General features: G+C 59.8%; 9 protein-coding genes. 4 read left to right on the top strand and 5 right to left on the bottom strand.

The features are described 5' to 3' along the window. Positions 1-11 precede the first annotated feature (11 nt). Positions 12-785, top strand: a complete 774-nt coding sequence (locus tag B2M20_RS08110; protein WP_079446550.1) for a DUF502 domain-containing protein — start codon at positions 12-14, stop codon at positions 783-785. Positions 786-892: 107 nt separating this feature from the next. On the opposite strand, the gene recG is transcribed toward B2M20_RS08110, so the two are convergent. Next, positions 893-2,992 (bottom strand): ATP-dependent DNA helicase RecG, encoded by a 2,100-nt coding sequence (gene recG / locus B2M20_RS08105; protein ID WP_079446549.1) that lies wholly within the window; start codon positions 2,990-2,992, stop codon positions 893-895. 158 nt (positions 2,993-3,150) lie between these two features. On the opposite strand from recG, the gene B2M20_RS08100 reads away from it, so the two are divergent. After that, positions 3,151-3,438 carry an FAD assembly factor SdhE gene (locus B2M20_RS08100; RefSeq protein WP_079446548.1) on the top strand — a complete coding sequence of 96 codons (288 nt, stop codon included), beginning with the start codon at positions 3,151-3,153 and terminating at the stop codon, positions 3,436-3,438. Further along, positions 3,435-6,959 carry a transcription-repair coupling factor gene (mfd, locus tag B2M20_RS08095; RefSeq protein WP_079446547.1) on the top strand — a complete coding sequence of 1,175 codons (3,525 nt, stop codon included), beginning with the start codon at positions 3,435-3,437 and terminating at the stop codon, positions 6,957-6,959. The genes B2M20_RS08100 and mfd overlap by 4 nt, the downstream gene beginning before the upstream one ends. 6 nt (positions 6,960-6,965) lie before the next feature. Here the strand turns inward: mfd and B2M20_RS08090 are convergent, their stop codons facing one another. The 3 genes from B2M20_RS08090 to B2M20_RS08080 form a co-directional block, all read right to left on the bottom strand. Beyond that, the gene (locus tag B2M20_RS08090; RefSeq protein ID WP_079446546.1) at positions 6,966-8,198 is read right to left on the bottom strand and encodes a GGDEF domain-containing protein; all 1,233 of its coding nucleotides are present in this window, start codon (positions 8,196-8,198) and stop codon (positions 6,966-6,968) included. Positions 8,199-8,283: 85 nt separating this feature from the next. Next, entirely contained in the window at positions 8,284-9,786 is a 1,503-nt protein-coding gene (locus tag B2M20_RS08085; protein WP_079446545.1) for an AMP-binding protein, read from the bottom strand. 4 nt (positions 9,787-9,790) lie between these two features. Then, on the bottom strand, positions 9,791-11,506 hold the full coding sequence (locus B2M20_RS08080) for an extracellular solute-binding protein (protein ID WP_244553467.1): 1,716 nt from the start codon (positions 11,504-11,506) through the stop codon (positions 9,791-9,793). A gap of 530 nt (positions 11,507-12,036) precedes the next feature. Between B2M20_RS08080 and B2M20_RS08075 the strand changes: the two genes are divergently transcribed. Next, complete coding sequence (locus B2M20_RS08075; protein ID WP_079446543.1) at positions 12,037-12,810, top strand: invasion associated locus B family protein; 774 nt, start codon at positions 12,037-12,039, stop codon at positions 12,808-12,810. 73 nt (positions 12,811-12,883) lie between these two features. Here B2M20_RS08075 and hspQ read toward each other — a convergent pair whose 3' ends face one another. After that, positions 12,884-13,216, bottom strand: a complete 333-nt coding sequence (gene hspQ / locus B2M20_RS08070) for a heat shock protein HspQ (RefSeq protein ID WP_079446542.1) — start codon at positions 13,214-13,216, stop codon at positions 12,884-12,886. Positions 13,217-13,253 lie beyond the last annotated feature (37 nt).

Raw genomic sequence — 13,253 nt, 5'->3', positions numbered from 1 at the left:
CTGGAACCACGATGACGCGTGACAACCCTTCGAGCGGCGTACCAAGCGACCACCATCCGGATATGCCTCGCGGGCTCATCGCGCGATTCCGGAATTACTTTCTGACCGGACTGATTGTCGCAGGCCCGGTGGCCATAACGCTTTACCTGACCTGGTGGTTCGTAAACTGGGTCGACAACCTGGTACGGCCATTCGTCCCAATCGCATATCGGCCTGAAACGTACCTGCCTTTCGTATTGCCGGGATCAGGCTTGATCGTTGCGGTGTTCGCGCTGACGATGCTCGGCTTCCTGACAGCCAACCTGATCGGCCGGACACTGGTCGATCTTGGCGAAAAAGTACTCGGCCGGATGCCTGTGGTGCGGGCGATCTACCGTGGACTCAAGCAGGTCTTTGAAACGCTTTTTTCCGGATCTGGATCGAGCCTCCGCAGAGTTGGTTTGGTTGAATTTCCGTCGCCCGGCATGTGGTCCATTGTGCTCATTTCGCAAGTACCAAGCACGAACGTTGCCGCCAGACTCCCCGCTCAGGAGGAACATATTTCCGTGTTCCTGCCTTGCGCCCCCAATCCGACGACAGGTTTCTTTTTCTACGTGCCCAAGAGCAGGGTCGTCGAGATCGACATGACCACGGAGGAGGCGGCAACTCTGATCATGTCTGCCGGCGTCGTTCAGCCCAATTCCGACTCGCAGAAGAAGCTCGCAGCTCTCGCAGGAATGGCCGAAGCGGCGCGCGCTGCAAATACGTCGAGCCTTGCGCCCACAACGGCTGCAAAGGTTGACTGACGCTTGGAGCCTTTCCGCTTCTGACAGAGTCAGAAGCGGGGCTCTATGATTTCGATCTGACGCGTTTTCTTCACGCGAACCGGTGTCCAATTCGCTCGAAAACGCTTTTAACCCGCGCCGAGCAGGGGCAGGGCTTCGTCACGCTCAAACAGATACAGCAGGCATCGCAACGCTTCGCCGTGCGCGCCCGTGAGCTCTGGATTCTGCTTCAGAATGCGCAGGGCTTCGTCGCGGGCCAACGTGATGAGTTGCGCGTGGACATCGGAGCGCGCGATGCGATAGCCGGGCAGGCCGCTTTGGCGGGTGCCGAGCACGTCGCCTTCGCCGCGCAGCTTCAGGTCTTCTTCGGCAATCCGGAAGCCATCCGTGGTCTCCCGGATTACCCTTAGCCGGGCGGCGGACATTTCTCCTAGCGGCTCCCGGTAAAGTAAAAGACAAGTCGAGGGTTCCGAACCGCGACCGATTCGGCCTCGCAATTGATGAAGTTGCGCGAGACCGAAGCGTTCGGCGTTCTCGATCACCATGATCGTCGCTGCCGGCACGTCGACGCCAACCTCGACAACGGTTGTCGCGACCAGCAGATTGATTTCGGCCGCCGCGAATTGCGTCATCACGCGATCTTTCTCAAGGCCCCGCATCTTGCCATGGACAAGGCCGATCTTGTCACCGAAGCGTGCCTTGAGGCTGTCGAAGCGCTGTTCCGCATCGGTCAGGTCGACGGTCTCGGATTCCTCGACTAACGGACAGATCCAGTAAACCAGCTTGCCGGCCTTCACCGCGCGGCCGACCGCATCGATCACCTCGTCCAACCGGTTGTCGGGGACGGCGCGGGTATCGATCGGCTGCCGACCAGCGGGTTTTTCGCGTAATTCGGATACGTCCATGTCGCCGAAATAAGTGAGAACGAGCGTGCGCGGAATTGGTGTCGCGCTCAGCACCAAAACATCCACGGCCTCGCCCTTGGCGGTTAGTGCGAGACGCTCGCGCACGCCGAAACGGTGCTGTTCGTCCACTACCGCAAGCGCTAGCGCCTTGAACGCGACGTCATCCTGAATCAGCGCGTGGGTGCCGACGAGCAAGTCGATGTCGCCATCGGCGAGGCGTGCCGTGATCTCGCGCCGTTCCTTGCCTTTCTCGCGGCCGGTCAAGATCGCAACGCGCAGGCCAGCCTGTTCGGCGAGCGGCGCGATGGTCTTGATATGCTGACGGGCAAGGATTTCGGTCGGCGCCATCAAAGCCGTCTGCTTGCCGGCTTCGGCCACCGCCGCCGCAGCGAGCAGGGCGACAACCGTCTTGCCCGAACCGACATCTCCCTGAAGCAGCCGCAGCATCCGCACCGGCTGCCGCAGGTCGTCGCTGATCGCGGCAGCCGCCTGCTGTTGAGATGCGGTCAGGGCGTAGGGAAGCGCGTCAATGATCCTGTTGCGCAGGTGCCCGTCGCCGGCGTGTCGGCTTCCAGCCGGCCGGCGAAGCTGCGCCCGCACCAGTGCCAGCGCGAGTTGTCCGGCAAGCAGTTCATCGAAGGCAAGGCGTGACCAGAACCGGCCTTCCGGCAGAATATCCGTCAATTCCAGCGGGACATGAACGCGATGGAGCGCTTCCTGAAGCGGCGGGAAGCTGCACCGGCGCAAAATGTCCGGACTGATCCATTCGGGCAAAACGGGAAGCTTTTGCAAGGCTCCCGCCACTGCACGCCGCAACGAACCCAGCGCCAGGCCCTCCGTGAGGGGATAGACGGGATCGATGCCTGAGAGCTTTGCCAGTCCCGCCTCATCGACCACACGATCGGGATGCACGATCTGAAGTGCACCGTCGAACGTCCGAACCGTACCGGACACATAACGCTTACTGCCTATGGGAAGCAGCTTTTCGACATAGCCTGGCTGGGCGCGGAAGTAGGTTAGTACGACATCCCCGGTCTCGTCGCTGGCATAGACCAGATGCGGCGCGCGCGAGCGCCCGGGCGGCACAGGGCGATGCCGGTCGACGGTCACCTCCAGCGTTACGATAGTGCCGGGGACGGCGTCGCGAATCTTGGGCCGGGCTCTGCGATCGACGACGCTTGCAGGCAGATGAAACAGCAGATCAATCGGCCGCGGAGTTTCATCGCGTGTGAGCAGATACCGGAACAGCTTGTCCTGCTTCGGGCCGACGCCAGACAGGCTGGTCACCGGTACAAAGAGCGGATTGAGCAGCGCAGGGCGCATCAAGCGACTCGACGAAGTGAACTGGATCGGTTGCAAGCCTTGAATGCAAATTTCTGATTATGCAATGCGCGAGACAGGTGCTGACATCCGTTATCGCGAAGGCTATATGGTGCCGGCCCGGCTCGTCCGGGCTTTTGGCGTTTGATTGGAATTGATGGATGACAGGATCGACACGATCAAGCCGTGGCCTGGATGACCGCCGAAAACGGCTGCTGTATCGCTGCTGGCATCGCGGGATGCGCGAGATGGACTTGATTCTTGGCCGATTCGTTGATGAGGAGATTGGTTCGTTGACGGACGCGGAATTAAACGATCTCGAAAGCTTGATCGAGGTTCCGGACCCGGACCTATACGCAGCACTCAGCGACGGCGCTCCGCTGGCTTCCGAGTATCGGACCGCGCTGTTTGATCGTATAAAGTCATTTCGGCCGGGACAGGCCGCATGAAAGCGGCTCCCCGATCACCTGCGGACTCGCTGTCACCGGGTCGTCCACTGACGCTCGCGAATGTCGCGGAAGGCGCCGAAGGGCTTGTCGTCTCTGACCTCGCGCGAGCCATCAAGGCCAAGGCGGGGCGGCAGGTCTCGGCAGTTAGCCTGGCGGTGGTCTGCCGGGATGGCCCGCGGATGCAGCAGCTGGCGCGCGGGCTGGAGTTCTTCGCGCCTGATATTTCGGTCATGCAGTTTCCGGCGTGGGATTGCCAGCCCTATGATCGAGTCTCGCCGCATGGAGGCGTACTTGCCCAGCGCCTGACAACGCTTGCGCGCTTGTCTCGTCTGACCGGCAGCGACGCGCCTCTGATCGTGCTCACGACGATCAACGCGATCCTGCAACGCGTGCCGGCGCGCGAGATCGTTGCGTCTCAGGCCCTGTCGGTCGCGCCCGGCCATGTGGTGCCGATGGATTCAATCGTCGCATGGCTTGAGCACAACGGCTACAATCGTTCCTCGACGGTTCGCGAACCCGGCGAATATGCCGTGCGCGGCGGCATCCTCGATCTGTTTCCCTCCAGTCTCGACCAGCCTGTCCGATTCGATTTCTTCGGCGACTCGCTGGAGTCGATCCGATCATTCGACCCGGAAACCCAGCGCACGCTGTTCGACGTACGCTCGCTCGATCTCGTCCCGATCTCCGAATTCCAGTTTGTCACCGAAACCATTCGGCGCTTCCGAATGGGATACGTCGCGGCTTTTGGCGCACCGGAACGCGATGACCTGTTGTATGAGGCTGTCAGCGAAGGGCGGCGATATCCAGGCATGGAGCACTGGCTGCCGCTGTTTCACGAACGCATGGACACGCTGTTCGATTATCTTGACGGCGCGGCCATCGTCATCGAACCGCAGGGCGAAGACGCCGCAAGCGAGCGTTTCAAGCAGATCACCGATTACTTTGAAGCGCGCCGCGAGGCCCTTGAGCACGCCGGCGGCGGCGCGCCCTATAAGCCGCTTCCGCCTGACCGTCTTTATCTTATGCCAGATGAATGGACGAAACGGATCAATGAAGCGGCGCTGGTGCGACTGACGCCGTTCGCGATGCCTGACGAAACTCTCAATGTCATCGATGCGGGCGCACGGCAGGGGCGAAATTTTGCGCCAGAACGGGCAGACGCTACCCTCAACGTTTTCGAGTCCGTCGTGTCCCACGTGCTGGCCTTGCAGGCCACGCGGAAGAAAGTCATCGTTTCGTTGTGGAGCGAGGGTTCGCGCGACCGCATGGCGAGCATGCTCAGGGATCACAAGCTGCTCAACCTGACGAGCATCAATGTCTGGCGCACGGTTCAGGCAACGCCACGCAATGAGGTCATGCTGGCCGTCGTCGGAATAGAATCGGGATTTGAGACCGAAACCGTAGCGGTCATCAGCGAACAGGATATCCTTGGCGATCGTCTGGTGCGGCCGCGCAAGGCCAGCCGTAAACTCGATAATTTTATCTCGGAAGTAACCAGCCTTGCGACGGGCGATCTCGTTGTTCACGTCGAGCACGGTATCGGGCGTTTTGTCGGCCTGCAGACGCTGGAAGTCGGCGGTGCGCCGCACGATTGTCTGGAACTGCGTTACGCCAACGAAACCAAACTATTCCTGCCGGTTGAGAACATTGAACTGCTATCGCGCTACGGCTCCGATCACGCCAATGTCGAACTTGATCGGCTCGGCGGCGGTGGGTGGCAGGCCCGCAAGGCCAAGCTGAAAAGCCGCATTCGTGAGATCGCAGGCGAATTGATTAGAATCGCCGCGGAGCGGCATTTGCGTGATGCGCCGAAGCTGCCGGTACAGTCCGGTCTCTACGATGAATTCTGTGCGCGCTTCCCCTACGATGAAACGGAGGATCAGCTCGGCGCCATCCAAGCGTCGCTGGAGGATCTCGAGAGCGGCAAGCCAATGGATCGGCTGGTGTGCGGTGACGTGGGCTTCGGCAAAACCGAAGTGGCCTTGCGGGCGGCTTTTGCTGTCGCACTGGACGGAAAGCAAGTCGCGGTCGTTGTGCCGACAACACTGCTTGCACGTCAACATACAAAAACTTTCATTGAGCGGTTTCGTGGTTTTCCCGTCAATGTCGCGCAGGCATCGAGGCTGGTGTCGCCGAAGGAGTTGACGAAGGTCAAGAAGGGGATTGCTGACGGCTCGGTGGATATCGTCGTCGGCACACATGCCTTACTTAGTAAATCCATTAAGTTCAGAGACCTTGGACTTCTGGTGGTCGACGAGGAGCAACATTTCGGCGTCAGTCACAAGGAGCGGCTGAAGCAACTGCGAGCGCACGTACACGTTCTGACGCTGAGCGCCACTCCGATCCCGCGCACGCTGCAATTGGCCCTTACTGGCGTACGCGACCTCTCGATCATCGCCTCGCCGCCGGTCGATCGGCTCGCCGTCCGCACCTTCGTGGCGCCGCACGATCCTTTGATGATCCGCGAGGCTCTGCTGCGCGAACGCTATCGCGGCGGCCAGGCCTTCTATGTCGTACCGCGCGTTAGCGATCTGGCCGAGGTCAAGGATTTTCTCGACAAGCACGTGCCGGAAATGAAGGTCGCTGTCGCTCACGGTCAGATGCCGCCGACAGTGATCGAGGACATCATATCGGCCTTCTACGACGGCAAGTACGATGTCCTGCTCTCGACGACCATCGTGGAGTCCGGGCTCGACATTCCGACCGCCAACACTCTCATCGTGCATCGCGCCGACATGTTCGGGCTGGCGCAACTTTATCAGTTGCGCGGCCGGGTCGGCCGCTCGAAGCTGCGCGCCTATGCGCTGTTCACGCTGCCGTCGAAGCATAAGATCACGGCGCAGGCCGAGCGCCGGCTGAAGGTTTTGCAGTCGCTCGAAACCCTGGGGGCCGGGTTCCAGCTTGCATCGCACGATCTCGACATTCGCGGCGCCGGCAATCTGCTCGGCGAGGAACAGTCGGGCCACATCAAGGAAGTCGGATTCGAGCTCTATCAATCGATGCTGGAGGAGGCGATCGAGAATCTCAAAACCGGCGTGACGGAACTTGCCGACGATCGCTGGTCCCCGCAGATCACCATCGGGATGCCGGTGTTGATCCCGGAAGACTACGTTGCTGATCTGGCAGTTCGGCTATCGTTGTATCGTCGGCTTGCCGACCTCGACACCGATGATGAAATCGATAACTTTGCCGCGGAGCTGCGCGACCGCTTTGGCCAATTGCCGGACGAAGTCCGTTACCTGTTCAAGGTCGCAGCGATCAAAGCCTATTGCCGCCGTGCCAATGTCGAGAAGGTCGATGCGGGACCGAAAGGCGCCGTGATTTCCTTCCGGGACAACAAGTTCGCGCAACCCGATCGGCTGGTTTATTTCATCCGCCAGCATGGACAGGCGGCAAAGGTTCGCCCCGACATGAAAGTCGTGTTCTTTCAGAACTGGGAAACTCCGGAGGAACGCCTGATGGGTACCACCGAAATCATGCGCCAGCTTGCCAATCTCGCGGAGGATCGCAAGGCGGCGTAACGGCTATCATGACGCAGCACGCGCCTTCTCATTCAAGCGGCTCAGAAGCGACGCTACGGAGTCATCGGATCTTGATGCCGTCAGGGCGACCTGGGGATCGATTCGCATTGCTCGTTTAACACTGTGGGTCGTATGCTTCATCACGCTCGAAAGCCGTCGCGCGATCATCTGGGCGTTGCGCAAATCGGCGTCGGCGAAGACCACAACGATCGAGCCGTCGGTTTCGAGCGTACCGAAATCCATTCGCCGCATGAGCCGGCTCAGAATACGAGCTGCATCGAATAGTGAGCGTTCATGCTTCTGACCAAGTGAGAAGCGGGCAACAGAGATGTTTGCCGCGCTGGATCGGGTCTGATGGATTGCCGAGTTTAGTTCACGGTGGAAGGCATCCAGGGTCAGAAGGCCGGTTCGTGGGTCCAAAAGACCACCCGCATCCATGGACCTTAGCGTACGACGGAGACGGGCTTCGAAAGCTTGCTGTCGAACCAACGGCAGAAATGTGCTTACGACGCGATAGGGCTCGCCTGACATCACTTCGAGATTTGGAAGATCATAGTTCGCCAACGAGCCGCCGGACGTAACCGCGATCGGCAAATTACGAAAGCGCGAGTCTTCAGCCAGTACAGTCAACAGCGCGTCAACCACACGCTGAGAGAATCCTTCGCTGATAATGATTCCGTCCAGATCGCGCGCGTTGAGGTGCTTCGCCGCTACCTCGATGCTGAGCGCCCCGACGACGCCGAGCCGTTCGCCAAAAGCAACCGATAGCGTGGGATAGGCGGCGCCGCGCCCAATCAGGAGAACGGTCGCATCCCCGATCGGGTTCGAATCCGGCAGGCGTGGGACCGCCGGATTACTCGCAAGCCGCCGAAGTACGGTCTTGTGAAGCGTTCGCACGCGTAGCGCCGCATTGAGACGCCTGTCGAACCGATCGATCCCTCCGTTCAGGAGCGAGAACGGAAGCGCGTTGTCCGGGCAGGGCATTTCGGGATCGGCGACGATCAGGGGAACGTAAGGCTGCATCGCAGCAAGCTGATCAGCAAGACGATCCAATCCCCCACCCGCCGCGCCTTCGGTCGTGGGGACAAAGACGGCTGCAGGTTGAAGGAGTTCGATGCCCTCGGAAGCTTCCGACCAATCGATGTCGATGACGGGAAAGATGCTCTGGCATGATGGGATGACTAGAGACGCTCGTCGCTCGCCGTGTGAGATAACGATGAGCGGGCCTTGCTGGGACATCTTTCACGAACCCGGATACGTACCAAGGCTCACAATCCTAGTTTGTTGCCCTTAATGCAGCGTCAATGAATGGTGCCGGATTCGATCAGTCGGTCACCCGACGATCGCGAAACGCTTCCACCATCAACGGGTTCAACCCCAGTTCCGTGAGCGCCTCGCGAGCGCGAGTATTGTCGCTGGCTCGCCCGGCAAGGCGATGGCCGCTCAGACGGTCGGGAAGCGCGGTCAGCATGGCGCTCGGTCCGAGCCGTCGTGCCCACTCCTGGAGATCCGGTTCAAGAAACCTGTAACCACCTACGGCCATGACACCAGCGGGCGGGGCCGTGATGGCGATGGCGCCTGTGGCGCGATCGATCCGTGCCGCATAGCCTGTATCCACGAAGTCCGGCTGGGACAGCGAGCCGAGGGCATCGGACGGCCGTTCCGACGGGGCGTAAGCCGCGATCGGAACCATCGGTCCCCGTAGCCCCAGCGTTCCGTTCGGAGTCAAAACGATTTCGCCGGCCGTCGATGATATGGGAACCTGAGGCGGCGCCCGGTAAGGACCGGGCATGATTGGGGCAGGGGAGCCATCCTCCGCCCGGCGAGCCGCGAAAAGACCCACTTCGCCGAACAGGTAGACGTCCGTCATCTGACACCCGTTGTCGGGCCAGAGCGCACTCGACCCCACCTGTTCCGGAACCCGCCAGAGCCCGACGACATGACGCAAGCTCGGCATGGATGACAGAACGCCGGCTTCCGCCATCCGCAATGCCAGCGGAGCCGGCGTGACCAGCGTGTCGCAACGTTCGGTCTCGATCTGCTGCGCAAGAACATCCTCGTCGAAGGGATGATGCAGTGCCAGCGTGCCGCCGCTGAGCAGCCACATCACGAACGATGAAGTCAGCCCGGCGAACGACGACGGTGCGAGAGCCGAGAGAATTGTTGCGCTCTGGGGCAATTCACTCTCAAGAAACACGGCGAGCCCGGCGGCGATCAGGTTTACATGGGTTCGTGGCACCGCGAGAAAACCCGAGCCCGAGGCCTCGAACGTCACCAGCGCGGCGCGGCGCGAATCCTGGACCGCGAGCCGCGAGTTGTCGATTTTCCTATCGATGGCAATTTCCAGTGGAACCATTCCTTCCGGCAAATTGCTGCCGAATCCGCAGACATGACGGACGGAAAAGACCTCCGCAGCCGCATTCATCGCCAGATCGGCATGATCGACACCGTCGATATTGCCCATGGCAACGATCGCGCGCGCTCCCGTTCGGTTGATCGCAACAGTAAGTTCAGCCTGCCGCCAAAGCTGGGGCAATAACGCGACGATCAGACCGGCGCGATAGGCGGCAAGCACTGTCAGCACCAATTCAATGGTGTTCGGCAATTGTACTGCTATGACCGAATTGGCCGGCAAACCGGCGTCGATAAAGTGGGCCGCCAACGCTGATACGGCCCGATCTGCCTGGGCAAAGGTCAGACGCCGCGGCGGTTGTCCCGTAACCCGCAACTTGTCGGGCGGATCAATCAGCGCCGGCTGATCCGGCTGCCGGGCACGGATACGGTCGAATAGCTCATCCAGCGTGGGCGATGGATTGTTCTGGAGCACGAGGTCACTTGCCCGGCTTCGGCGGCCTTCGCCACCATGTTTCAGGGAGATATCCAGTCAACGCGGTCGCTGCTGGTCGTTCTATCCGATTCCAGCGCGCGATCCATTGTTCTCGAACGTTATAGACCGGAATTGCATAAAATCCGGACATCAGGACCCGGTCGAGTGCGCGAACCGCATCTACGAAGTCGGGTCGCTGCCGGGCTTTGAGCATGGCTGCGATCATGGCATCGATCGCCGGGTTCTTCACGCCCATGTAATTTCGGGTACCCGGAGTGTCGGCGGCTTCGCTACCCCAGTAGAAGGACTGTTCATTGCCGGGCGACAGCGATTGATCCCAGCGATTCTGGATCATGTCAAAATCAAACCCGAGCCGACGCTGATCGAACTGTACGCCATCGACTGAGCGCACGGACACGTCAATGCCTGCCCGCTTCAGATCACGCGCGTAAGTCAGCGCGATTCGCTCCTGATCACGGGTGGTCACCAGGATTTCAAAGGCGAGGGGCACTTTGGTTGAGCGGTGACGTAAAACCGTGCCGTCAAACTCATAACCCGCTTGCGACAGAAGGGCGAGGGCGGCACGCAAGGCCTCGCGGTCCCGGCCCGAACCATCGGTCATCGGAAGGCGGTAGCTGCCGTCGAGAATGTCGGGCTGCACGGCCGACGGAAACGGCTCCAGCAACGACCGCTCTCCTTCGTCAGCAGCGCGTGCGTAGGCGGATAGCTCCGATCCCGCAAAGAAGCCGCCAGCACGGCTGTAAAGTCCAAAAAAATAATTTCGGTTGATCCACTCGAAATCAAATAGCAGCGTCAGCGCCTCGCGGACACGAATATCGGAGAATATCGGCCGTCGCGCATTGAACACCAGATATTCCGAGGGAGCGGGCAGGCCGGTCTTGACGGCTTCGCGCACGAGCTGGCCATTGCCCGCAGCCGGAAAATTGTACCCTTCGTGCCAGCGCAGCGGTTCAGTCTCGACACGAAAATCATACAGACCGCGCTTGAAGGCCTCGAACTGACTATTGGCTTCTCGATAAAAATCGAACCTGATCTCATCGAAATTCCACAGGCCGCGGTTGACCGGCAGGTCACGCCCCCAGTAGTCCGGGTTGCGCGTCAGCGTAACACTGGCGCCAGGCTTGACTGAGGTCACGCGATACGGCCCAGACCCCAACGGGGGTGTCATCGAGGTCTGTTCGAAAGTAGCGGCATCGATGGCATGTTTCGGCAAAATAGGCATCAAGCCAAGGATCAGGGGCAGTTCGCGATCCACGGTTCCACCGAAATCGAAACGCACCGTCCATTCATCGATCGCCTCTGCCGTTGCAACTTTCGAATAATACTGACGATGATTGGGGCGGCCCTTGTCCCGGAGGAGTTGCCAGGAAAAGAGCACGTCTTCGGCACGAACGGGTTGTTTGTCGTAAAAACGCGCCAGCGGGTTGAGGTGGAAGGTGGCGTAAGTTCGGGCATCGTCGGTTTCAATCTTGTCCGCCAGCAGGCCATAGAGCGTGAAAGGTTCGTCGTTGCCTCGGGCCATCAGGCTCTCGACCACGAACCCTCGAATTTGCTGGAGCGCGACGCCTTTGACGATGAAGGGATTGAGGCTATCGAAGCTACCGGGAACACTCTGAACCAGTTGACCACCCTTGGGAGCGTCCGGATTGGCATAGGGCATCTGGCTGAAATCAGGCGGCAAGACCGGTTTGCCATGCATTGCGATGGCGTAGCCGGGATTCGCCGCAACTCCTTGGTATCCGGCAGCGAGCAGCCCGACTGCGAGCGCCAGACACACTCCTGTCCGGCCGCGGTAACGCGGTATCGATCGAAAAAACCGGATCCGTTTTGATTCGAACTTACGCACAGAAAATTTTATCACAACCGCCGCGACGCGGTTTGAAGGGATGTCAAAAAACGTATGTTGCCATTGATCTTTTTATGCGCCCTAGTATTGAAGGCGGGCAATTGTCCATGATAGTGCGAACCGTCACGTAACCGCCTCATTTCACTAAGAGACAGCCGCCGAATGGTCTGCGCCGACGCCCGCCCTTCGGGGGCGGGTCCTAGTGGAGTGAATTCGATATTTTCGCCAGCCGACCGCGTCGGGAACGCGAATGTCGAATTCGAAACTCCACCAGCAATTGGGTTGCAAGCGGTCCTTCGATTCTAAACATTCGTAAGGCTCGCTGAAACGAAATGCGAATGTTAGAATCGAGACCGCTGGCGTTCAGGAAAGGGTTTTCCGCAATGAATTTTCGTCTCTTGACCGCGTCCGCTTTGCCTCGCGGACGGGCCTTTGCCTTGTTCGCCGCGGTGACGCTCGTAGCCGCTCCATTTGTGTCGGACGCTTTCGCTCAGCAAGCGCCCGCCTCATCCAAAGGCAAACCGGGGGCCGCAAAGGGAGCGCCAGCGACTCAGGCGGCGCCAGCAACTCAGGCAGCGCCGGCGACTCAGGCAGCGCCAGCCGACCAGCAGGTACAGCTGATCTATGCGCCCTGGACCAAGTTCTGCCTGAAGGGGAAGGACGAGAAGGCCAAGCAGGTGTGTTTCACCGGCAAGGATGGACGGATCGAATCCGGCCAACCTGTGATCGCAGCGGTCATCATCGAGCCCGAAGGCGAGCCGAAGAAGATTCTTCGCGTGACGCTGCCGCTCGGGATGCAACTGGTCCACGGAACGCGGATCATTATCGACAGTAATCCGCCGCAGCAGAGCCCTTACGTGATCTGCTTCACCAACGGCTGCATGTCTGATTATGAACTGACAGCGGATATGCTCGGCCACATGAAGAAGGGCCAGAACCTGATTGTGCAGGCGATCAATTCCAACGGGGCTCCGCTGACGCTGCCGCTGCCGCTCGCTGAATTCGCGAAGGCCTATGACGGCCCGCCGACCGACCCCAAGGTGTTCGAGGAGACCCAGAAGAAACTCCAGGAAGAACTGCAAAAGCGAGCCGCTGAGGCACGCGCGAAGCTCGAAGCTACTCAGCAGAGCGCCGGCGCACCTACCGCCAAGCAATAGATTTTTTCAAACACGCAAATGAAAAAGCGCTCCTCGCGGAGCGCTTTTTTTTTGTTGACGAGTAACTACGCCCTCAGTTCAGGGACGGGTTGCGAGGGCGATAGCCCCCGGACTTGTCCTTGACGAAAATTTCTGTGACCTGCGAATGCCGAATTGGTTCACCGGAATCGTCTGGCAGAAGGTTCTGCTCGGACACATAAGCCACGTATTCGGAATCCGCATTCTCGGCAAGCAGATGGTAGAACGGCTGGTCCTTGTGCGGCCGGACATTCTCCGGGATCGAGAGCCACCATTCTTCCGTGTTGTTGAAGACCGGATCGATATCGAAGATCACGCCACGAAACGAAAAAATCCGATGGCGAACGATTTGGCCGATCTGGAATTTGGCGATACGCGCTTTCATCATCCTTGGTCGAATAGACCAGGATTGCGGCCTAAGCTAG

Origin of the sequence: Nitrobacter vulgaris, from assembly GCF_002028545.1 — a bacterium.
GTDB classification, from domain to species: Bacteria; Pseudomonadota; Alphaproteobacteria; order Rhizobiales; family Xanthobacteraceae; genus Nitrobacter; species Nitrobacter vulgaris.
The sequence above is the reverse complement of the archived record's forward strand: the minus strand, read 5'-3'. Positions and strand labels throughout refer to the sequence as shown.

Coding starts and splice junctions, on each gene's coding strand:
- B2M20_RS08110 (WP_079446550.1), top strand. CDS start 12: ATGACGCGTGACAACCCTTCGAGCGGCGTACCAAGCGACCACCATCCG.
- recG (WP_079446549.1), bottom strand. CDS start 2,992: ATGCGCCCTGCGCTGCTCAATCCGCTCTTTGTACCGGTGACCAGCCTG.
- B2M20_RS08100 (WP_079446548.1), top strand. CDS start 3,151: ATGACAGGATCGACACGATCAAGCCGTGGCCTGGATGACCGCCGAAAA.
- mfd (WP_079446547.1), top strand. CDS start 3,435: ATGAAAGCGGCTCCCCGATCACCTGCGGACTCGCTGTCACCGGGTCGT.
- B2M20_RS08090 (WP_079446546.1), bottom strand. CDS start 8,198: ATGTCCCAGCAAGGCCCGCTCATCGTTATCTCACACGGCGAGCGACGA.
- B2M20_RS08080 (WP_244553467.1), bottom strand. CDS start 11,506: ATGCATGGCAAACCGGTCTTGCCGCCTGATTTCAGCCAGATGCCCTAT.
- B2M20_RS08075 (WP_079446543.1), top strand. CDS start 12,037: ATGAATTTTCGTCTCTTGACCGCGTCCGCTTTGCCTCGCGGACGGGCC.
- hspQ (WP_079446542.1), bottom strand. CDS start 13,216: ATGATGAAAGCGCGTATCGCCAAATTCCAGATCGGCCAAATCGTTCGC.